Origin of the sequence: Allorhizocola rhizosphaerae, assembly GCF_003426775.1 — a bacterium.
GTDB classification, from domain to species: Bacteria; Actinomycetota; Actinomycetes; order Mycobacteriales; family Micromonosporaceae; genus Allorhizocola; species Allorhizocola rhizosphaerae.
On sequence record NZ_QJUG01000152.1, the window covers coordinates 1 to 21,087 of the forward strand.

At 67.6% G+C, this 21,087-nt stretch carries 18 protein-coding genes and 1 pseudogene; 11 read left to right on the forward strand and 8 right to left on the reverse strand.

The genetic code is table 11. The features are described from left to right. The coding region (locus DM816_RS27875) for a DNA polymerase III subunit gamma and tau (RefSeq protein WP_117213377.1) at positions 1-1,363 on the reverse strand (1,363 nt) is incomplete at its 3' end. Between the two features lie 207 nt (positions 1,364-1,570). Here DM816_RS27875 and DM816_RS27880 point away from each other — a divergent pair. From DM816_RS27880 to DM816_RS27915, 8 genes are all read left to right on the forward strand, one after another. Next, a complete protein-coding gene (locus DM816_RS27880) occupies positions 1,571-3,241 on the forward strand; it encodes an ABC transporter substrate-binding protein (protein WP_117213362.1) in 1,671 nt (556 codons plus the stop codon). 70 nt (positions 3,242-3,311) lie between these two features. Further along, positions 3,312-4,316, forward strand: coding sequence for an ABC transporter permease (locus DM816_RS27885; RefSeq protein WP_117213363.1), 1,005 nt, complete (start codon positions 3,312-3,314; stop codon positions 4,314-4,316). A gap of 56 nt (positions 4,317-4,372) precedes the next feature. After that, positions 4,373-5,344, forward strand: coding sequence for an ABC transporter permease (locus DM816_RS27890; RefSeq protein ID WP_117213364.1), 972 nt, complete (start codon positions 4,373-4,375; stop codon positions 5,342-5,344). Positions 5,345-5,352: 8 nt separating this feature from the next. Beyond that, on the forward strand, positions 5,353-6,354 hold the full coding sequence (locus tag DM816_RS27895; protein WP_117213378.1) for an ABC transporter ATP-binding protein: 1,002 nt from the start codon (positions 5,353-5,355) through the stop codon (positions 6,352-6,354). 5 nt (positions 6,355-6,359) lie between these two features. Beyond that, positions 6,360-7,382 (forward strand): ABC transporter ATP-binding protein, encoded by a 1,023-nt coding sequence (locus tag DM816_RS27900; RefSeq protein WP_117213379.1) that lies wholly within the window; start codon positions 6,360-6,362, stop codon positions 7,380-7,382. A gap of 42 nt (positions 7,383-7,424) precedes the next feature. After that, a complete protein-coding gene (locus DM816_RS27905; RefSeq protein ID WP_117213365.1) occupies positions 7,425-8,804 on the forward strand; it encodes an aldehyde dehydrogenase family protein in 1,380 nt (459 codons plus the stop codon). Positions 8,805-8,862: 58 nt separating this feature from the next. Further along, the gene (locus tag DM816_RS27910; protein ID WP_246002315.1) at positions 8,863-9,342 is read left to right on the forward strand and encodes a SigE family RNA polymerase sigma factor; all 480 of its coding nucleotides are present in this window, start codon (positions 8,863-8,865) and stop codon (positions 9,340-9,342) included. After that, positions 9,339-10,208, forward strand: a complete 870-nt coding sequence (locus DM816_RS27915; RefSeq protein ID WP_117213367.1) for a hypothetical protein — start codon at positions 9,339-9,341, stop codon at positions 10,206-10,208. Before DM816_RS27910 ends, DM816_RS27915 begins: the two co-directional genes overlap by 4 nt. Positions 10,209-10,216: 8 nt before the next feature. On the opposite strand, the gene DM816_RS27920 is transcribed toward DM816_RS27915, so the two are convergent. Together DM816_RS27920 and DM816_RS27925 are read right to left on the reverse strand one after the other, a co-directional pair. Next, the gene (locus DM816_RS27920; protein WP_117213368.1) at positions 10,217-10,453 is read right to left on the reverse strand and encodes a hypothetical protein; all 237 of its coding nucleotides are present in this window, start codon (positions 10,451-10,453) and stop codon (positions 10,217-10,219) included. Beyond that, on the reverse strand, positions 10,444-11,070 hold the full coding sequence (locus DM816_RS27925) for an HNH endonuclease family protein (RefSeq protein ID WP_246002317.1): 627 nt from the start codon (positions 11,068-11,070) through the stop codon (positions 10,444-10,446). Before DM816_RS27925 ends, DM816_RS27920 begins: the two co-directional genes overlap by 10 nt. Between DM816_RS27925 and DM816_RS27930 the strand changes: the two genes are divergently transcribed. Together DM816_RS27930 and DM816_RS27935 are read left to right on the forward strand one after the other, a co-directional pair. Continuing rightward, positions 11,054-12,469, forward strand: a complete 1,416-nt coding sequence (locus DM816_RS27930; protein WP_117213370.1) for an MFS transporter — start codon at positions 11,054-11,056, stop codon at positions 12,467-12,469. The genes DM816_RS27925 and DM816_RS27930 overlap by 17 nt on opposite strands. Beyond that, complete coding sequence (locus DM816_RS27935; RefSeq protein WP_162907911.1) at positions 12,447-12,761, forward strand: DUF2004 domain-containing protein; 315 nt, start codon at positions 12,447-12,449, stop codon at positions 12,759-12,761. The genes DM816_RS27930 and DM816_RS27935 overlap by 23 nt, the downstream gene beginning before the upstream one ends. An 8-nt stretch (positions 12,762-12,769) precedes the next feature. Here the strand turns inward: DM816_RS27935 and rho are convergent. From rho to leuA, 5 genes and pseudogenes are all read right to left on the reverse strand, one after another. Then, positions 12,770-13,834, reverse strand: a pseudogene (gene rho, locus DM816_RS27940) (transcription termination factor Rho); the annotation flags it as partial. 149 nt (positions 13,835-13,983) lie between these two features. Continuing rightward, a complete protein-coding gene (locus DM816_RS27945; protein ID WP_117213373.1) occupies positions 13,984-17,130 on the reverse strand; it encodes an ATP-binding protein in 3,147 nt (1,048 codons plus the stop codon). A gap of 3 nt (positions 17,131-17,133) precedes the next feature. Continuing rightward, positions 17,134-17,772, reverse strand: a complete 639-nt coding sequence (locus DM816_RS27950; RefSeq protein WP_117213374.1) for a hypothetical protein — start codon at positions 17,770-17,772, stop codon at positions 17,134-17,136. After that, positions 17,765-18,847, reverse strand: a complete 1,083-nt coding sequence (locus DM816_RS27955; protein WP_162907912.1) for a DUF559 domain-containing protein — start codon at positions 18,845-18,847, stop codon at positions 17,765-17,767. The genes DM816_RS27950 and DM816_RS27955 overlap by 8 nt, the downstream gene beginning before the upstream one ends. A gap of 145 nt (positions 18,848-18,992) precedes the next feature. Further along, positions 18,993-20,624 carry a 2-isopropylmalate synthase gene (gene leuA / locus DM816_RS27960; protein WP_117213376.1) on the reverse strand — a complete coding sequence of 544 codons (1,632 nt, stop codon included), beginning with the start codon at positions 20,622-20,624 and terminating at the stop codon, positions 18,993-18,995. A 226-nt stretch (positions 20,625-20,850) separates the two neighbouring features. Here leuA and DM816_RS45335 point away from each other — a divergent pair, with 226 nt between their 5' ends. Further along, positions 20,851-20,976: a hypothetical protein gene (locus DM816_RS45335; protein WP_281274372.1), complete on the forward strand. Its 126-nt coding sequence runs from the start codon at positions 20,851-20,853 to the stop codon at positions 20,974-20,976. Positions 20,977-21,087 lie beyond the last annotated feature (111 nt).

The following is a 21,087-nucleotide window of genomic DNA, read 5'->3' on the forward strand; positions in this document are numbered from 1 at the left end:
CGCCGGAGGCTCGGGCACCGGCGGGTGCCGCACTCTGGTCGGCGGCCGGAGACAGGTCGGCCGGGGCGCGGGCTGCGGCTCGCGCGGCCACCTGCCGCGCGGCGGCCTGGGGCGACACGCCCGGCGTGAGACCAGAACCGTCTGAAGTGGACAGCGACGCCGCCGAAGATGATGAAGATGGTGAAGCGGCGGCGGATGGCGTGGGCGGGCCGTGGCGCTCCAGGCGCTCCAGCCGCTGCAGCATGGCGGGGATCGAGTCGTCGGCGGCGGGCAGGAGCATGCGCGCGACGAACAGCTCCAGCAGCAGCCGGGGCGAGGTGGCCCCGCGCATCTCGACCAGTCCATTGTGGAGGATGTCGGCGTAGCGCGAGAGGGTCGCGTCGCCCAGCTGGCCGGACTGCACGCGCATGCGGGCAAGCTCGTCTTCGGGGGCGTCGAGCAGCCCGCGCTCGACGGCCTCGGGCAGCCGGCGCAGGATGATCAGGTCGCGGATGCGCTGCAGCAGGTCACCCGCGAAGCGGCGCGCGTCGTGGCCGGCCTCGGCGACCCGGTCGATGGTGGCGAACGCGGCCCCGCCGTCGCCCGCGGCCAGCGCGTCGATCATCTCGTCGATGAGCGCCACGTCGGTGACGCCGAGCAGCGCGACGGCACGGGCATAGGCCACGCCGTCGGGGCCCGAGCCCGCGATCAGCTGGTCGAGCACGGACAGCGTGTCGCGCGCCGAACCGCCACCCGCCCGGACCACCAGCGGGAACACCGCGGGCTCGACCTTGACCCCCTCGGCCGAGGCCAGCTGCTCAAGATAGGGCCGCAGCACGCCGGGCGGAATCAGCCGGAAGGGGTAATGGTGGGTGCGCGACTTGATCGTGCCCAGCACCTTTTCGGGCTCGGTGGTTGCGAACACGAACTTCACGTAGTCGGGCGGCTCCTCGACGAGCTTGAGCAGCGCGTTGAAGCCCGCGGACGAGACCATGTGGGCCTCATCGATGATGTAGATCTTGTAGCGACTCACGGCCGGGGCGAAGAACGCGCGCTCGCGCAGCTCGCGGGCGTCGTCGACACCGCCGTGGCTGGCGGCGTCGATCTCGATCACGTCGATCGAGCCCGAGCCGTCGGGGGCCAGTGCCCGGCAGGACTCGCACTCGCCGCACGGGTCGGGCGTCGGGCCCTGCGCGCAGTTGAGCGAGCGCGCGAGAATGCGAGCGCTGGATGTCTTGCCGCAGCCGCGCGGACCGGAGAACAGATAGGCATGGTTGAGCCGCCCGGCCCGCAGCGCCTGGATCAGCGGCTCGGTCACGTGCTCCTGCCCGATCACCTCGCTGAAGGTGCGGGGCCGGTATTTGCGGTAGAGCGCCAGTGCCACGGGGGTCACGTTACCGCGACCCACCGACATTCCCCTCGGCTGCACCCGGCGTAACCCCGTGCGCACTCGCACAACGGTTCGGTATCAACTGGAGATCAAAGTTGCAGCTTGGAGCCGAACTCCCGTTAGGGTTCCGCCAAACGGTGACCACAGTCACCGGCCGTTTGGACCAAACGGTACGGCCCCCCAAGACAAAGGTGAAGCCCAATGCGTGCACCACGGTTCAGGACCGCGGGAGCGGTAGCCGCGGTCGCTGCTCTGGCTCTGGTAGTCGCTGGCTGCCAAAGCGAGCGCGGCTCGGAACAACCCAACAAACCGGAACAACTTGTTTTCGGTACGGCCGGCGACCCGAAGACGCTCGACCCTGCGCTTGCCAGCGATGGTGAGTCGTTCCGGATCGCCCGCCAGATGTACGAGACCCTCGTCGCACCCGAGGAGGGCACGGCGAAGATCGGGCCCGGGCTCGCCACCGAGTTCAAGCCGGACGCGAGCGGCCTGGTGTGGACGTTCAAGCTCAAGCAGGGGGTCAAGTTCCACGACGGGACGGACTTCAATGCCGAGGCGGTCTGCTTCAACTTCAACCGTTGGTACAACTTCAAGGGCCTGCTGCAGAGCCCGGACGTGACGTCCTACTGGCAGGACATCTACGGCGGCTTCGCCAAGAACGAAGACCAGGACCTGCCGCCGAGCCTGTTCAAGTCGTGCGCGGCCAAGGACGCGGGCACGGTCGAGATCGCGATCACGAAGGTGACGAGCAAGTTCCCGGCTTCGCTCGCGCTGCCGTCGTTCTCGATCTCCAGCCCCAAGGCGCTGCAGGACTACAAGGCCGACGAGATCGGTGGCACGGCCGACAACGTGACGTATCCGCAGTACGCCATGGAGCACCCGACAGGCACCGGGCCGTACAAGTTCGTCGAGTGGGACCGGACCAACAAGGTCGTCAAGCTGACCCGCAACGAGAACTACCACGGTGCCACCAAGGCCAAGATCAAGGATCTGTACTTCCAGACGATCTCCGACCTTGACGCCCGCAAGCAGGCCCTGCGCAGTGGCAAGATCCACGGCTACGACCTGGTCGCGCCGCAGGACGTCAAGACGCTCAAGGGCGAGGGCTTCAACGTGCTGACCCGCCCGGCGTTCAACATCCTGTACCTGGCGATCAACCAGAGCGGCAACCCGGCGCTGGCCAAGGTCGAGGTGCGCCAGGCCATCGCCTACGCGCTCAACCGCAAGGCGATCGTCGACTCGAAGTACCCGGAGGGCTCGACCGTCGCGGTCAACTTCCACCCGCCGTCGCTTGAGGGCCACAACGACGCGGTGACCAAGTACGACTACAACACGCAGAAGGCCAAGGACCTGCTGGCCCAGGCCGGCTACGCGACCGGCCTGACGCTGAAGTTCGGCTACCCGACCGAGGTCACCCGGCCCTACATGCCGGACCCCAAGGGCATTTTCGAGCTCATGAAGGCCGACCTTGAGGCCGCCGGGATCAAGATCGAGCCCGTGGCGCTCAAGTGGACCCCGGACTACATCAACAAGATGACCTCCGGCAAGGACCACGACCTGCACCTGCTCGGCTGGACCGGTGACTACGGCGACGCGTACAACTTCATCGGTACCTTCTTCGACCGGCAGAAGGACGAGTGGGGCTTCAACAACCCGGCCCTGTTCGACCAGTTCGCCGCGGCCGACAAGGAGCCCGACCTGCAGAAGCGTTACGGCCTGTACAAGGAGCTCAACAAGACGCTGCTCGACTTCGTGCCGGGTGTGCCGATCGCGCACGGTCCGCCCTCGCTGGTGCTGGCGAAGAACGTGACCGGCGTCAAGGCGAGCCCGCTCACGGACGAGCGCTACTACACCGCCGAGTTCACGAGCTAAGGTCATTCGGCAAAGCTGAGGGCGGCCCGCCGGACGTGGCCGCCCTCAGCCCTTCAGCGAAGGCTCACTGATGTTCCGATTCATCGTGCGGCGCCTGCTGCAGCTGATACCCACGCTGCTCGGGCTGTCGCTTCTGCTGTTCGTGTGGCTGCACCGACTACCTGGTGGCCCCGAGACGGCCCTGCTCGGTGAGCGAGGCACGCCCGAGACCCGGGCGATGATCCGCCGCCAGCTCGGCCTGGACCAGCCGCTGTGGGTCCAATATGGACGCTTCATGAAACGCCTGCTGCGCGGCGACTTCGGCAGCTCCATCGACACCAAGCAACCGGTGCTGGATGAGTTCCTGGCCCGCTTCCCGGGCACGGTCGAGCTCACCGTCGCCGCCCTGATCTTCGCCATCGGCATCGGCATCCCGCTCGGCTACCTCGCCGCGCGCCGCCGCGCCGGCTGGCTGGACAATCTGAGCGTCGGCGGCTCCCTGGTCGCCGTCTGTGTGCCCATTTTCTTTTTGGGGTACCTGGTCAAGCAGCTGTTCGCCGTGAAACTCGGCTGGTTCCCGCCGACCGGCCGCCAGGACGTGACGATCGACGCCACCCGGGTCACGGGCTTTTACGTGCTCGACGGGATGTTGACCGGCGAATTCGACGCGGCCTGGAATGCGATCATGCACCTGATCCTGCCCGGCCTGACGCTCGCCTCCATCCCGCTGGCGATCATTGTGCGGATCACCCGGGCGAGCGTGCTGGAGGTGCTCGGTGAGGACTACGTGCGCACCGCGCGCGCCAAGGGGCTGACCGAGCGGCGCATCCGCGGCCGGCACGTGCTGCGCAACGCGATGCTGCCCGTCGTGACCGTGCTCGGTCTGCTCACCGGTGGGCTGCTGTCGGGAGCCGTGCTGACCGAGACCGTGTTCGCGTTCACGGGCATCGGACACTTCATCCGGCAAGCGATCGACAACCGCGACTACCCCGTGATGATGGGGTTCATCATGATCATCGCGGTGATCTATGTGCTGGTGAACCTGCTCGTTGACCTCTCTTACAGCCTGATCGACCCCCGGGTGCGTGTGCGATGAGCGAGGGCCTGCCCCGAGAGAATCAACAGGCATCCACCGCGGAGCGAAGCGGAGGGATGGCATTGACTCAGCTGGGGAAACGGAAGATCGAGAAGCTGGAGCGGCTGGCCGAGCTGTCCGCGATCAACGCGGGCGAGCGGGGCGAGAGCCTGTGGCGCGAGGCGTTCAAGCGGGTGCGGCACAACCCAGCCGCGATCGTGGGCGCGGTCATCCTGGCGATATTCGTCCTGGTCGCCGTCATCGGGCCGTTCTTCGTGCCGTACTCGCCAAAGGACACGCGCTGGATCGACCAGGTGAGCGTCGCGCGCAACATCATCCCCGGGCCGTCGGCCGATCACTGGCTGGGTCTGGACCACAACGGGCGCGACGTGTTCAGCCGCATGGTCGTCGGCGCGCAGAAGACGCTGCTCGTGGGCATCGTGGCCACGGCCATCGGGCTGTTCTTCGGCTGCCTGCTCGGCGGGCTCTCCGGTGCGGCCTATGGCCTGGGCGGCAAGGCAGGGCGCCGGCTCGACAACGTGCTGATGCGCTTCGTCGACATGCTGCTCGCGATGCCGGCCCTGCTGCTCGCGGTGAGCATCGTCGCGATCCTGCGGCCGAGTCTGGTCACGGTGATGATCGCGGTCGGGGTGGTGGCCGTGCCGACGTTCGCCCGGCTGCTGCGCGGCTCGATGATCGCCCAGTCCAACGCGGAATATGTCGTCGCGTCCACGTCCCTGGGCGTGTCCCGCCCGAGGATCGCGTTCGGGCACATGCTGCCCAACTCGCTGGCGCCGGTCATCGTGCAGGCGACGCTCACCCTCGCGACCGCGATCATCGAGGCGGCCGGGCTGTCGTTCCTCGGGTTGGGCACGCCCGATCCGTCCGAGCCGGAGTGGGGCACCATGCTCAACGACGCGCTGCAGACGTTCGAGTATGCGCCGCGCCTGGCACTCTTCCCGGCGGTGGGCATCATCATCACGGCGCTGGGGTTCACGCTTTTGGGTGAAGCGCTGCGCGAGGCCCTCGACCCGAAGCTGCGGAAGTGAGGACCGGCATGACTCTGCTTGATGTGCAAGACCTTTCGGTGATGTTCACCCAGCGCGGGCGCGAGGACGTGCGCGCGGTCGACGGGGTCTCGTTCGACGTCTCGGCCGGTGAGGTCGTCGGGTTGGTGGGCGAGTCGGGCTGCGGCAAGTCGGTGACGTCGCTCGCGCTGATGGGCCTGCTGCCCGAGAAGGGCGTGAAGGTCAGTGGCCGGGCGGACTTCGACGGGACCAACCTGCTCGGCGTCGACCAGCGGACCATGCGGGATCTGCGCGGGCGCGAGCTGGGCATGATCTTCCAGGACCCGCTGAGTTCGCTGAACCCGGTGGTGGCGATCGGCAAGCAGGTCACTGAGGTGCTCGCCCGGCATCGCGGGCTGAGCGGGGATGCGGCGGCCAAGGAGGCCGAGCATCTGCTCGACCGGGTGGGCATTCCCGATCCGCGGCGGCGGCTCAAGGAATACCCGCATCAGCTTTCCGGTGGCATGCGGCAGCGCGCGCTCATCGCGATGGCGGTGGCGTGCCGGCCGCGCCTGCTGATCGCCGACGAGCCGACCACCGCGCTGGACGTCACGATCCAGGCGCAAATCCTTGAGCTGCTTAAGGAACTGGTGCACCAGGACGGGACGGCGCTCATCATGATCACCCACGACCTGGGCGTCGTGGCCGGGCTGTGCGACCGGATCAATGTGCTGTATGCCGGGCGTGTCGTCGAGTCGGCGGCGCGAAGGCCGCTGTTCGCTGAGCCGACCCATCCGTACACGCGTGGGCTGCTGGGCTCGATTCCGCGGCTGGATTCGGTGCGCGGCGAGCCGCTCAACCCGATCCCGGGCTCGGTGCGCGACCTGCTCCCGTGGGTCGAGGGATGCGCGTTCGCGCCGCGATGCGAGCGCGTGATCGAGGCGTGTGTGGAGGCGCCGCCCGCCCTGATCGGCGGCTCGCACCAGTACCGTTGCGTCAACCCCGTGCTCGGTCGAAGCGCGGGCCCCGAACACCTGCTGGAGCAAGAATGACCGCGATGGCGCCCGTGGAGCCCACGGCCGAGACGACCTCCGCGCTGGTCGAGGTCAAGGACCTCAAGGTGCACTTCCCGATCACGAAGGGCATCCTGTTCGATCGCGTCATCGGGCATGTGAAGGCCGTCGACGGCGTGTCGTTCTCCATCCGGCAGGGGCAGACCTACGGCCTGGTGGGCGAGTCGGGCTGCGGCAAGTCGACGCTGGGCCGGGCGCTGCTGCACCTGACCCCGCCCACGGCGGGCAGTGTGCACTTCGCGGGTGTGGACCTCACGTCGCTGACGCGCGAACAGCTTCGGGCGCAACGCAAGCGGATGCAGATGATCTTCCAGGACCCGATGTCCAGTTTGGACCCCAGGCAAAACGTGGAGTCGATCCTGTCGGAGGGCCTGAAGGCGCACGGCATCGGAGCCGACCGAGACGAGCGCCGGGAGCTGATCAGCAAGACGCTCGACGAAGTCGGCCTGCCCCGGTGGGCGTTGTCACGCTATCCGCACGAGTTTTCCGGCGGGCAGCGGCAGCGGATCGGGATCGCGCGGGCGCTGGTGCTCAGCCCGGATCTGATCGTGGCCGACGAGCCGGTGTCGGCGCTCGACGTGTCCATCCAGGCGCAGGTGATCAACCTGCTGGACGAGCTGCAGACCTCGCTGAACCTGACCTATCTGGTGATCGCGCACGACCTGGCCGTCGTCCGGCACATCTCCGACGTCGTCGGAGTGATGTATCTGGGCGCGCTGGTCGAGGAGGCGCAGAGCGACGACCTGTACCGCAAGCCGCTGCACCCGTACACGAAGGCGTTGATGTCGGCCGTGCCCGTGCCCGACCCCGTGGTCGAGGAGACGCGGCAGCGGATCCTGCTCACGGGCGACCTGCCGTCCCCGGCCAACCCGCCGTCGGGCTGCCGCTTCCGCACCCGCTGCCCGTGGGCGCAGGAGCGGTGCGCGCAGGAGCGGCCAGAGCTGCGCCTGATCGACGGGCACAAGGTGGCGTGCCACTTTGCCGAGGACCTCGCCGACGTCCACTGAGCGCCGGTTTGGGTTTCTCGCAGAGTGGGAAACCCAACCGGCGTGTACGAGGTCGAGCACCTGATCGGCGGGCAATGGCACGCCGGCCCGGCGGCAGACGCGATCGAGGTGCTGAATCCGGCCACCGATGCACTGGTGACCAGGGCTCCGATCGCGAGCGCTGACGAGATCGACGCGGCCGTCGCGGGTGCCAAGGTGGCCGCCGAGGGCTGGGCCCGTACGCCCGCCGCGCAGCGATCCCAGGTGCTGCGTGCGGCGGCCGACGCGCTTGACGCGCAGGCCGGCGAGCTGGCCGCCCTCACGAACGCCGAAATGGGGCGGCCACACGCTCAGGCGTTGGAGGGCGTTCGCGCGGGGGTCGCGACGCTGCGGCAATACGCCGAGCTGGGAGCGGTCCATCGTGGACGGTCGCTGGCGGGCAGTGCCATCGACATGATGGTGTACGAGCCGCGGGGCGTGGTCGCCGCGATCACCCCGTGGAACGATCCTGTGGCCGTGTCGTGCGGGCTGCTGGGAGCAGCGCTCGTCACCGGGAACACGGTGGTGTACAAGCCGAGTGAGCGCACGCCCGGTACGGGCTGGATGCTCGCCCAGGTGCTGGCCAAACAGCTGCCCGACGGCGTGCTGTCGATGGTGTGCGGCGACGGCGCGGTGGGCGCGCGGCTCGCGTCGGGCGAGGTGGACGTGGTCACGCACGTGGGCTCGTCAGAGACCGGCCGTGCCATCACCATGTCGGCCCGTCGCGGGACCAAGGTGCTGTTGGAGAACGGCGGAAACGATCCGCTGGTGGTCGACGGCGACGTCGATCCGCGCTGGGCGGCCGCGCAGGCGGCGCTGGGCGCATTCGCCAACGCGGGCCAGATCTGCGTCTCGGTGGAGCGCATCTACGTGCACCGGGACATCGCCGAACCGTTCCTGCGCGCGCTGGTGGAAGAGGCGCGCAAGGTGCAGCTCGGGCCGCTGGTCGACCGGGCGCATCGGGAGAAGGTGCACGGGCACGTGGCCGACTCCAAGGCGCGGGTGCTGTGCGGTGGCGAGATCCCGACCGGGCCCGGCGCGTTCTATCCGGCCACCGTGCTGGCCGGCTGCACCGACGACATGCAGGTCATGTGCGAGGAGACGTTTGGGCCTGTCGCCCCGGTGGCGGTGGTCGGCTCGTTCAGCGAGGGCCTGGGGCGGGCGCAGAACTCGCCGTACGGCCTCGCGGCCACGGTGCTCACCGGGTCGATGCAGCATGCGCAAAGCGCGATCGCCGAGCTCTCCGCCGGTACCGTAAAAATCAATAACGTCTTCGGCGGAGCACCTGGAGGGGCGGCACATCCCCGCGGAATCAGCGGCCAGGGCTTCGGCTACGGTCCGGAGCTGATGGACGAGATGACGTTCGTCAAGGTCGTCCACCTGGAGCCGCCACCGCAGGCGTAGTCGATCTTTGGCAACCAATGGGCCGGCCCGGGTTGTTGACGGGCAGAGGAGGTTGCCTGTGGACGATTTCGACGCCTATGTCGTGACGGCCTGGCCGCGCCTGTTGCGCTCGGCCTGGCTGCTCACGGGGGACTGGCATCGCGCCGAAGATCTCGTGCAGACCGTGCTGGCGCGGGCATACGGCAGATGGCCGCGGATCAAAAACGACGCGCCGGACGCGTACCTGCGGGCGATGCTCGCCACGACGTTTCTGAGTTGGTGGCGGCGGCGATGGCGGACGGAGACGCCGACCGCACGGCTGCCCGAACCGTCCACACCGGACGAGTCGGATCGGATCGCGTTGCAGGGCATGGTGCGTGAGGCCATCATGTCGCTGCCGCATCAGCAGCGGGCGGTTTTGATGCTGCGGTACCACGCCGATCTCACGGAGGCGGCCACCGCCGAGGCGCTGGGGTTGAGTGTGGGCACGGTGAAGTCTTATACCGCAAGGGCTTTGCGGACCATGCGCGGTTTGCTGCGGGAGGGGGCCGATACATGAGCGACCGTTCGCTGCGCGAGCTTTTGGAGGAGGCGACGCGGGACATCCCGGCCGACGTGTCACGCCCGCCGATGGCGCGCATCCACAAACAGGGGCGCTGGCACCGGATCGCTTGGCCGGTACGCATTTCGGGCGGGCTCGGTGCGATTGTCGTCGCGTCGGCGGTGGCGCTCACTGTGCCTGGGGCGCAACCCCAGCCGACACCCGTGCCGTCGACCGCCCAGGCCGCTTGGTCGCACGCTCAGGTGGCCGAGGACGGGACGACGCTGACCATCTACATCATCCAGCCGCCCGGTCGGTGCATGACCCTGTGGGGTCCACATGCGACATCCGTCGAGTCCGATCAGGCGGTGACGGTGAGCGTGACCGGTGACGTGGCGCCCGGCAACTGCGGCAACCCCGGTGGGGAAGGGGTCGTGACCGTGCAGCTGGAGCGGCCACTGGGCGGGCGTATCCTGCGCGACGCCACCAATGGGCTGGACCGGGTCGCCTTTAGCGAAGTGCACCTGCCCGTCATCCCCGCGGGCGGCGACTGGTCGCGGGTGGACCGCAGGAGCCCCGTGGGCTTGCGTGCTCCGGACGCCGACCCGTGGTGGACCGGCGGCCACTACACCAAGCCCGGCGGGCCGGATATCAAGCTCTACGCGTATGAGAAGGCGACCGGGCCGCCGACGCTTCCCGCGATCGGCAGGATGCGGCTGGGCACGCGGGAGTGGCCCCTGCGTCCCGCGCTCAACACCGACACGTTTGAGCTGTTCTGGGACGACGGGCTGGTGACCTATTGCGTCACGCTCGTGCCCTCGGAGAGCGGGCGGGTCACCGAGGCGCAGTTCCGTGACGTTGTTGGCGGGTTCGCGTGGCCGTGACCGGTACGTCAAAAGCGGTTAAGGAGCTGCTGCTCCGCCTCGGCGAGTTTGGCCGGGTCATCGACCTTGATGGTCGCGTCGGTGACCCGGTACCACTCGTCGGCGCCCTTGTATTGCACCTTGAGGATGACCTCGCGGTCGCCCACGATCTCGGTGGCCAGGGTGAGTTCGCCGGTCACCGCGCCGACCTCGTCGGTCATGACGCCGCCCGCCGGGGCGATGATGTCCTTAGTCATTACACGCATGTACCCAGCATGGAGCTCAGTGCACGCTTTTCGTCGGCGGTCACGGTGAGTTTCCAGTAACTCTTCACGGTGATCCAGTGCTGTGCGTACTGGCAGTAGTAGTCCTTGTTCGGCGGTTTCCACTGCGCCGGGTTCTGGTCGCCCTTGGACCGGTTGCTCGACTTCGTCACCGCGAACAGCTGCGGCCGCTCCAGATCGTTGGCGAAGTCGGACCGCTTGTCGTCGTTCCACTCGTCGGCGCCGGAACGCCAGGCGTTGGCCAGCGGCACCATGTGGTCGATGTCGACATCAGCGGGATCCTTGACGGTCACGTTGTCGTAGACGCTGAACCACTCGCCGCCCGTGACGTTGCACCCGCTCTTTTTCACGTTTTTGCCGTCGCGGGCGAGGACGGTGTCGCGCACGTCGCAGTTGGACCCGGCGCTGCGCCAATGCGGGAAGCGGTCGCGGGAGTACTTGGTCATCGGGCGTTCGGGCGCGACCGTGAGCGACTCCAGCGTGGTGACGTAGTTGCCGGGCGCCTGACCGGCAGGCGGTTTGGTCGCGACGGGGGTTTCCGAACACGCCCCGAGCAGCGCGGCGACGAGGAGAATGGGAAGGATGCGAGGGGAAGGCACAGTGGATTCTAGGCTCACGCTCCGCTCAGGACGCGGTCGCGGCACGCTGACGGCCGCCGTGTTGGCGTCGGGAATGGCCTTTCTGGACTCCACTGTGGTCAACGTGGCCCTGCCGGCGCTGGGGCACGAGCTGCGGGCCAGCCTCGCGCAGCTGCAGTGGGTCGTGAATGGATACACGCTGACGTTGGCCGCGTTTGTGCTGCTGGGCGGCGCACTGGGGGACCGGTTCGGGCGGCGGCGGGTGTTCATGGTGGGCATCGTGTGGTTCACGGTCGCGTCGATCGCGTGCGGGTTCGCCTGGGACCCGGGCGTGCTGGTCGGGGCGCGGATCGTGCAGGGCATCGGGGCCGCGCTGCTCACACCCGGCTCACTGGCGATCATCCAGGCGTCGTTCGAGCCGGATGAGCGGGGCAAGGCGATCGGGGCGTGGTCCGGGCTGTCCGGCGTGACCACGGCCGTCGGGCCGTTTGTGGGCGGGCTGCTGATCGACGTGGCCACCTGGCGCTGGATCTTCTGGATGAACGTGCCGCTGGCGTTGGTCGCGTTGTGGTTCAGCTGGCGGTGCGTGCCGGAGAGCCGGTCACCCTCACCCGAGGTGCGGGGGCGGTTCGACATCGGGGGCGCGTTGTTGGGCGCGCTGGCGCTGGCGGGGCTGACCTATGGGCTGATCGAGCCGCGGGCGTGGCCCACGCTCGTCGTGGCGTTGGTGGCGGCGGTGGCGTTCGTGTTGGTCGAGCGGGCGCGTGGGGAGCGGGCGATGCTGCCGCTGCACCTGTTCTCCAGCCGCGTGTTCAGCGGGCTGAACGCTTACACGATCGTCGTTTATGGAGCGTTCGGTGGGCTGTTCTTTCTGCTGGTGATCTATCTGCAGAACGCGCTGGGCTATTCGGCGCTGGCGGCGGGGGCAGCCACGGTACCGATTACGTTGCTGCTGTTGGTCTTTTCGGCATGGTCGGGTGCCCTGGCGACGAAGATCGGGCCGGCGATCCAGCTCGTGGCCGGGCCGCTGCTGTGCGCCGCGGGCGCGCTGCTGCTGCGGTTCGCCGGGGACGACTATGTGACCTCCGTGCTGCCGGGCGTGGTGGTGTTTGGCGTGGGGCTGACGATGCTGGTGGCCCCGCTGACCGCGACCGTGCTCGGCGCGGTCGACGACCACTACGCGGGCGTGGCCAGCGGCATCAACAACGCGGCGGCGCGGGCGTCATCGATGCTCGCGGTGGCCGCGTTGCCGTTGGTGGTCGGTCTGTCCGGCACGGAATATGCCGAGGCGGGCCCGCTTACCAACGCCTATCGTGCCGCAACCCTTTGGTGCGCGGGGTTTCTCGCGTTGGGTGCGGTCATCGCACTGATCGCCCGCCCCGGGTATCGTGGCGCGCGTGGAGGTCGACAACATCGTTGAGGGCGCCGAGCTGTTCGTCTCAGATGTGGCGCGCTTTGACGGGCTTGCCCGGGAGGCCATGCGGCGCAACTGGGACGAGGACGAATACGGCGCCCGGCTTTATGCCGAGCATCACGAGCTGTCCGATTTGGACACCCTGCTGGCGCGGCTCCAGCTCGTGCGGGTGGGGTTCGAGGCCGACGAGCCGGATCGATTCGCGGTGTTCGACTACACGATCGGTGCGGAGCTCACGCAATATCTGGTTGTCGTGTCGTTCGACCGCGAGGTCACCGACGTGAGCATGGAGAGCTGACCGGTGGGTCAGGACTGGCCCAGGCGGTAGAGGAACTCGGCGTTGCTGCCCGTCTTGCCGAGCCTGTCGATGAGCTGCTCGACGGCCTGGACGGGGTCGAGGGCCGATAGGGCGCGGCGCAGTCGCAGGGTGAGCTCCAGCTCCTGTGGGGCAAGCAAAAGCTCTTCGCGGCGCGTGCCCGAGGCGGCCACGTCGACGGCCGGGAAGATGCGGCGGTCGGCCGTGGCGCGCAGCAACCTTAGCTCGGCGTTGCCGGTGCTCTTGAACTCCTCGAAAATGACGGTGTCGCCCAGCGATCCGGTCTCGATGAGCGCGGTCGCGATGATGGTCAGCGATCCGCCGCCCTCGATGTTGCGGGCCGCGCCGAGGAACCGCTTGGGCGCGTGCAGCGCGCCCGCCTCGATCCCACCGGACATGATGCGGCCGTTGCCGGGCGCGGCCAGGTTGTGTGCGCGGCCAAGCCGGGTGATGGAGTCGAGCAGGAGCACGACGTCCTGTCCGACCTCGACCAGGCGCTTGGCCCGCTCGACGGCGAGTTCGGCGACCGCGATGTGTTCCTTGGCGGGACAGTCGAATGTGGACGCGATCACCTCGCCGCGCAGGGTGCGCTGCATGTCGGTGACCTCCTCCGGCCGCTCGTCGATGAGCAGCGCCATCAGGTGCGCGTCCGGATGGTTGACCGCGATGGCGCGGGCAATCGCCTGCAGCACCATGGTTTTGCCGGCCTTGGGCGGCGAAACGATGAGCGTGCGCTGGCCCTTGCCGATCGGCGTGATGAGGTCGACGACGCGCGTGGTCATGACATGTGGCTCGGTTTCGAGCCGGAACCGCTGCTGTGGATAGAGCGGGGTCTGATCGTAGAAGTGCGGGCGATCCGGTGACTCGTTGGCCGGGAGGCCGTTGACCGTCTCGACGTTGAAGTGCTTGTCGTTGGCGGTGCCGCTGACGGTGTCGCCGCGGCGCAGGTCGTATTTGCGGATGACCGCCTGTGGCACGCGCACGTCGTGTGGGCTTGGGCGGTACCCGTCAACTCTTAGGAATTGGGTGTCAAGGACACCCGTGACTGGGTGCAAAGGGACTCCAAGTGAGAAAAGGGAGTTGTCTCGACCCGGGAGTTCAACGCGAACACAGACGCCGGGGAGAAAGGATTTGCACCCAGCATACACGAGTGCCGGCGGGACGCCAGACCTCGGCGCGGGTTCAGGTGTCGCGAACCGCATCCCTAGCGGTGGCCTTTGGCCCGCGCGAGGACCTCCTCCGTGGTGAGTGGGCTCGTCGGGTGGTGGCTCAGGCACATTGGCGCCTGAACCTTGCAAAACGCTGTGCCCTCGCCGGAGGCGTAGAACTGTCCGGAGGTCAGGCGCGATATATCGAGCACATCGCTCCCCTTCGCCTGCGCCATCTCCCTGGCGGCCGCGATCTGGATCGGGCTGTTGAGGAAGCCGAAGAACTGCGTTGCCGCATTGCCGGGAATCCTGTTGTGCAAACCTTTCGGCGCCTGCGTCGCGAACACGAGCCCGAGACCGTACTTGCGCGCTTGGGAGGCCAGCGCCAGCGTGCTGTGCGTGCACGGCGTCATGGCACCCGACGGTGCAAGGGTTTGTGCCTCGTCCATGACAAACAATCCACCCAATGGGCGCTCTCCGGCGGGGTGCTCCTTGATCCAGGCGAACAACGCCATCTGCAGCTGGTTGACGAAACTCTGCCGCTGATCGTCGGACGGCAGGCCGATGAAGCTGATCACCGAGATTCGGGCCCGCTTCCCGCCGGCCGGCGTCAGCAGGTCGCCGGGATCGACCGGCCGGCCCTCACCGCCGAAGAGCGGATCGTTGACCATCGCTGCGGTGAGGTTGTCGGCCATCTCGGCGGCCAGCTTCTCCGCCTTGCTGAGTGTGCTGATGCCGGTGGGCAGCTCGGCGAGCATGCCGATGAACTTGCGCAGATCGCTGCCGCCTGCGCGGGCAAAGCGATGCAACGCCTCGCGCAGAACGGCTCGGCCCTGGACGGCCTTGCTGATCTCACCATCGACCTTGCCGCGTGGCGCGAGCGTGGCCACCGCCGCGTCGATGGCCAGGTTGAACTCGTCCGGGTCGGCGAGGACGCTGCGAAAGTCGGGCAGGGGCTTGAAACTGAGTGGCCGGCCCGCTTCCCGTCGAGGCGTCCAGATGACCACGTCGGTTTCTTCGATGTACGCGGACGCCTTCGCCTTGTCGGCTTCACTCCAGTTGGCGGGGGCAGCCGGCCACGGGTCCCCCAATCTGGCGAGGTCGTTATTGGGATCGAGCACGATCGCGGAGACACCCCGCAGCGCGCACTCCTCGACCAACCGTCTAATGAGGACGGTCTTGCCCGAGCCCGACCCGGCGAAGATCGCCGTGTGCTTGCGCAAGGACTCCAGTGCGATCGTCAGGTCACCCAGAATCAGCGGCGCGACCGCCTGGCTTTCGCCCACCGTGGACCGGATGGCATCGGGCGCGGCCGGACGGGACACGGCCGGATCCTGAGAAATCGGTGGGGGCGGTGCCGGTGTGCGGCCTTGGGAGAACTCATCACCGAAGACTTCCCGGAACAGCTTCGTCGACGATGCGGGCCGGCGGACGCGGAGCCAGGCCGTGAGGTTGACGTCCTGCTCGGCGAGCATGTCCTTCAACGCCGCGAAGACCTTGAGGTCATCGGCCTCCAGGCGCAGGTGGACACCTCCGGCTGCTTCGAACGCGGCGAGGGCCTCCTGTGTCTTCTTCCCGCCGCTCCACGGCAGATTTCGCAGCAGGTGCAGCTTGCGTTTGGCCATCCCATGATGGAGCCCCGCAGCGGTACACGCGCCGCGTAGCCGGTTGAGCGCCGAGACGGGATGCTCGCTGGCGACGGCACGGAAGGCCCAGTGGGTCTCATCCTCCGTTGTCTCGTCGAGATCCTCGCGGAGGCGTGCGTGCAGGACGATCTTTCCTCCGGCCGGTGAGTCTTGGAAGAGCACGCGGCCGCTGTCCTTCGTTTCCTCGATGAGCGCCGCCAGTCCGGCATACAGGAGACCCGGGACGATCGCGTCCTCGGTCTTGTCATCGAACGCGGGGTCCACGTCGACGATCTTCTTCAGGCTCGCAAACCGCTGATCGAGCGCTGACAGATCCGCCTCGGACGACACCGCTGCACCAGGATCCGAAACTCCTTCAAGCTCTTCTTGGGACAGTGGATCCGCATAGTCTGTGAGATGGGCGAGCTCCTCCATCCGCCCTTGCCGCAAACAGCCGTCGATGTGCGAGGCCACCCGCTTCATCAGCCCTCGTGGCGTGAAATCCATCGCCTCTTCGAACGCGGATGGCAGGATGGGCCACGTGGAGTAGGGCGGGTTGAACCCGATCTCGCGATACTGCGCGGTGAGCCGCTTCGCGATGAGGGCACGTCCGATCTCGGCCGTCGGGATGTTTTCCAATTGCAGGGCTTCGACGAACCGGTCGGGCACGGTGTCGACGGCGTGCCGCCTGATGAGCGTCCACGATTCGGCGAGGCATGCGACCACGGTGATGGTCCGCCGCGTGACCTGCCGCAGCCCCATCAATCCGTCGGCTATCTGGTCGATCAGCAGGTATCGGCGGCCATCGCCATGAACGGCATCGCCATCCGCCATGTTGAGCGACTGTGCGATGAGCGTGTCGATCTGATCGACAGCGATCAGGCTCGGCCCGACCAGCGCCAGCAGATCGGACACCTCCTTGACCAGCAACTGGGCCGGTTTGGCGCCGCGCTGCATGCCCCAGGCCGCACGGTCGCCGGCCTCGGATTCCTCCATGGATTGCAGATAGTTGTAGCCCATGTCCTGCAACGCCTGATCCGGCGAGGCGAACAGCACCAGGGCGCGGGCCGTGTCCTGGCATGCCACGCCCACGGCCCGGTTGTATCGCCGCAGGCTGGCCACGAACAGGCTGAGATCCCCGGGCGACAGTTTAAGGTCGCCCGCGATGGCGCCCTGCACCGCTCCCGAAAGGCCGACCACCGAGCACAACCTGCGCAGGAGGGTCTTGAGCTGGCACTCCCGGCCATCCGATTCACGCAGCAGACCGTCGAGCACGGAGAGCATGGTGCTCTCCCAGAATTTGGCGCCATCGAGCAGGCTGATCAGGAAGAAGAAGCCGTCATTCGACTGGACCTGCTCCCTGATCCAGCCGAGCATGTGCGTCTTGCCCGCCCCGCGGGCACCCTGGATCGCGATCCCCAGCGGGCTGGGGCCGCTGCTGGCCCGCGCGGCGGCAACACCCGAGAGAACCCGTTGCGCGACATCCGTGTGGAGGCCATCGACGTGGAACGGTGAACAGTTCCAGACGTCGTCGGGGACCTGTGCCCACTCGAACCTGATCGGCTGCGTCAATTCCATTTGCTACGGCTCGTCAATCGATAGCAGGAGCTTGTCTTCGTTGCCGATGCGGACCATGGCCGCGCGATCGTCGGCGGTCAGGATCTTCTGATTGGACTGGGGGATGAGGTTGACGCCCTTGGTGCGGTTCATCTTGGTGAGCGCGGCGTCGACCTTCGCTTTGGAATGTCCCGTGATCAATGGGCGGAGCTCGGTCAGGCTCACCCAGCCCCTCGGCTCGGTGCGCAGTTTCCTATACGCCTCACGGATTTGTGACTCGGCATCCGCGTGCACCACCGCTTGACGGGGCGCCTGCGGCGTGAAGACGTCGGCAAGCTTCAGGCCCGTGCGCGACAGATAGCCGTGCAGGCCGGCGAGCACGGTGTAGAGGGTCTTTTCGGCGCCGCTGCGTGAGGTCGGCGGGGCACCGGCTTCGAGCTCCTTGGCGCACCAGGCCCATCCGTCGTCGGTGAGGCTGTGCACCTGCGGCCGGGCCTTGGTGTCGCTCGTGATGAGCTTGGCGTCGTTGAGCTCCTTGCTCGGCTGGCCGGTCAGGCTCGAGCCGGTCATCTCCTTGAGCTCGTTGTTGTTCAGATCCCTCGCCGCCACCATGAGGGCGAGCATGGCCGTGCGCTGGCTCAGGTTGTAACCGTTCTTAGGCATGGTCTGATAGCTCCCATTGTTTCGCACGTCGTATGTGGAGGAACTGCTCTATCGCCGCGAGCACCGCGTCGAGATCGTCCAGGACTTCGGCGTTCGTGAAGCGGAGGACCGAGACGCCGTCGTTGTGCAGCAGGCGATCGCGGCGGCGATCCGCCGCATACCTCCACTTTCCTCGATGCTCGGGTCCGTCGATCTCCACGGCGAAGCGCTCGTCCCGCCACCATAGATCAAGCCTGACTGGGTTGACGAGGGGGCCGAAGTCGTAGGTGTGGTTCCAGGCGCGGCCCGAAGCCCAAGAGTGCCTTTCCAGCGCTGCCTCAAGCATCTGCTCGGCGGCACTGCCTGGATGCGGCCGCCCGGCGAGGGGAGGATAGAGGACGGCCGGACCGCGCGGCTGCTTCGGCACTTCAGGCGGCGCATCGACGTCAGGCGGATGCCGGGGCAGCATCACATCGATCGCCGGGATGCGTTCGTGCGCCCGCGCCGCTCCCGCCAGCCAGATCGAGACACGCCCGTGCTGCGCCAACCACTCGCAGGCCGAAACAAGCGCGTCATGGCTGTCGGCGGGAAGCCCGTCCGTGACAGGGATCAGGATTGCGGCAGCCCGTTTGCCGTAGCTCTGCTTGAGCACGCGGATCAGACCAGCCGCGCGCATTTCCGGCGAGAAGCGGCCCAGTCCGGCGGTCCTGCGCTTCAGCCCGCACTCTGCCAGATCCGCTAAGAACGGTCCAAAGTGGTCGGTCGCCGCGCCGAGGTCGTGCGCGGCGGCACGGACGGCGGCGATGGCGAGCCGGCTCGTGCCGGCCACAGCCGATGCGGCCGGCAACCACTGCGGGAAAAGCTCCACGGCGGCCACGGCCAGCTCGCCGAGCATCGCCTCGGCCACCTTGGCTGTGTTCGGTTCCGCGTGGGGAAGATAGGCGATCACGACCGGGGCGCCCGCGGGCAGCGGGTCGAGCTGCGCGGCAATCGTCTCCGCGTCCGCGCCGACGAGCCGCAGGACGCGATCTGCCGGAAGCTGGGCCCAAAAAGCGATCACGATCCTCCCCCGGACTGGCACATCGAAGCTCGACACTAGACGATGTGACGGATCCGGTCATTCACCAATACGGTTGGTGAGCGGGCGGCGATCATCGGCCATCGTGACCCTTTCGGGGCGACCGCTGATGCGATCGCCCCGACGGCAATGGTTCAGCAGGAGCGCGCCTTCGCTGTAGGACTCAGCGGCTCACGGCGGACGCGACGGCCTTGAGCGAGGCGGTCACGATGTTGGCGTCGATGCCCACGCCCCAGCGCACCGCACCGTCCACTTCGCACTCGACATAGGCCGCGGCCTGTGCGTCGCCGCCCGCGGTGAGCGCGTGCTCGGCGTAGTCGAGCACCCGCACCTGGTTGCCCAGCGCGTGCGTGAACGCGTCGATCGGGCCGTTGCCCACCCCCGTCATCTCGCGGCCGGCCATGACCACGGTGAGCTCGACCTTGCCGTCCACGGTGGCGATGTTGTAGGACTCGATGCTCTCGCGCAGGTATTCGGCGGCGAAGATCTCCCACATCCGCGCGGGCGTGACCTCGCCGCCGGAGAAGTCAGTGTGCCGCTGGATGACGCCGGAGAACTCGATCTGGAGGCGCCGCGGCAGATCGAGGTGGTGCTCCGATTTCATGATGTACGCGACGCCGCCCTTGCCGGACTGGGAGTTGACCCGGATGACGGCCTCGTAGGTGCGCCCGACGTCCTTGGGATCGATCGGCAGGTATGGCACGGCCCAGTAGGGGCCCTCCAGCTTCTCGAAGCCCTTCTTGATGGCGTCTTGGTGAGAGCCGGAGAACGACGTGTAGACCAGATCGCCCGCGTAGGGGTGGCGCTCGTGCACCGGCAGCTGGTTGCAGTATTCGACCGCGCGCTTGATGTCGTCGATGTTCGAAAAGTCGATCATCGGGTCGATGCCCTGGCTGAACAGGTTCATGCCCAGCGTCACCAGGTCGACGTTGCCCGTGCGCTCGCCGTTGCCGAACAGGCAGCCCTCGACCCGGTCGGCGCCGGCCATCAGGCCCAGCTCTGCGGCCGCGACGCCGGTGCCGCGGTCGTTGTGCGGGTGCAGCGACAGGATCACGCTGTCGCGCCGGGGCAGGTGCCGGTGCATCCACTCGATCGAGTCGGCGTAGACGTTGGGCGTGGCCATCTCGACCGTCGCGGGCAGGTTGATGATCAGCGGCCAGTCGGGTGTGGGATCGATGACCTCGATGACCGCCGAGCACACCTCCAGCGCGTATTCCAGCTCGGTGCCCGTGTAGGACTCGGGTGAGTACTCATAGCGAATGTGGGTGTCGGGCGTGTGGATCGACGCGTATTTCTGGCACAGGCGCGCGCCGTCCGTGGCGATGGCCGTGATCCCCGCCTTGTCCAACCCGAACACGACCCGCCGCTGCAGCACCGACGTGGAGTTGTAGAAGTGCACGATGGCCTTCTTGGCGCCGCGCAGGCTCTCGAACGTGCGCTCGATCAGGTGCTCCCGGCACTGCACCAGCACCTGGATGGTGACATCGTCGGGAATCAGATCTTCCTCGATGAGCTGGCGCACGAACGCGAAGTCGGTCTCGGACGCGGCCGGGAACCCGACCTCGATCTCCTTGTAGCCCATGCGCACCAGCAGCTCGAACATGCGGCGCTTGCGCTCGGGCGACATCGGGTCGATCAGGGCCTGGTTGCCGTCGCGCAGGTCTACCGCGCACCATTGCGGGGCCTCTTCGATGCGCTTGGCGGGCCAGGTGCGATCGTGGAGCGCGACCCCGAAGGGGAAGGGCTCATATCGATGGAAGGGCATGGGACTCGGGCGCTGGGCTGCAGCCGACATGGATTAATGCTCCTCTTCGCAAGATGTTGGACGGCCGGAAAGTGACCAGCAACACAACCCGCGACGAGGGGCCGGTCGAATCAGGCCTCGTCGCGGCAGCGAAGGAGCAGGGTCCGCCACATAACGGGACCTACCCTACGCCCATGTGCCCGGCTTTTGGAGCACCGGTCCGGATGATGAGACCCCCTGCCTGGTTGATCATGAGCTTACGTCCATGTTCGACGGCGTGTCGCGGCATCGACTTCCGGGCGGTACGGGCGCGCAGAACCACAACGAGTTCGCCGACGAACCGACCGGATCGATCATGGAGTTTCGGGAAAACGACGCTTCGCCCATGGACATCACCTCATGATCAACCGGGGAAGGGGGATGCGGAGGGCTTGGGCGGCGCGGCGAGCGGGAGCGGGTCGCCGGCGACGACCGGGCCGGGCAGCGGGACCGACGGCGGCGCGGGGCCCGGGCG

Coding starts and splice junctions, on each gene's coding strand:
- DM816_RS27880 (WP_117213362.1), top strand. CDS start 1,571: ATGCGTGCACCACGGTTCAGGACCGCGGGAGCGGTAGCCGCGGTCGCT.
- DM816_RS27885 (WP_117213363.1), top strand. CDS start 3,312: ATGTTCCGATTCATCGTGCGGCGCCTGCTGCAGCTGATACCCACGCTG.
- DM816_RS27890 (WP_117213364.1), top strand. CDS start 4,373: ATGGCATTGACTCAGCTGGGGAAACGGAAGATCGAGAAGCTGGAGCGG.
- DM816_RS27895 (WP_117213378.1), top strand. CDS start 5,353: ATGACTCTGCTTGATGTGCAAGACCTTTCGGTGATGTTCACCCAGCGC.
- DM816_RS27900 (WP_117213379.1), top strand. CDS start 6,360: ATGGCGCCCGTGGAGCCCACGGCCGAGACGACCTCCGCGCTGGTCGAG.
- DM816_RS27915 (WP_117213367.1), top strand. CDS start 9,339: ATGAGCGACCGTTCGCTGCGCGAGCTTTTGGAGGAGGCGACGCGGGAC.
- DM816_RS27920 (WP_117213368.1), bottom strand. CDS start 10,453: ATGCGTGTAATGACTAAGGACATCATCGCCCCGGCGGGCGGCGTCATG.
- DM816_RS27930 (WP_117213370.1), top strand. CDS start 11,054: ATGCGAGGGGAAGGCACAGTGGATTCTAGGCTCACGCTCCGCTCAGGA.
- DM816_RS27945 (WP_117213373.1), bottom strand. CDS start 17,130: ATGGAATTGACGCAGCCGATCAGGTTCGAGTGGGCACAGGTCCCCGAC.
- DM816_RS27950 (WP_117213374.1), bottom strand. CDS start 17,772: ATGCCTAAGAACGGTTACAACCTGAGCCAGCGCACGGCCATGCTCGCC.
- leuA (WP_117213376.1), bottom strand. CDS start 20,624: ATGTCGGCTGCAGCCCAGCGCCCGAGTCCCATGCCCTTCCATCGATAT.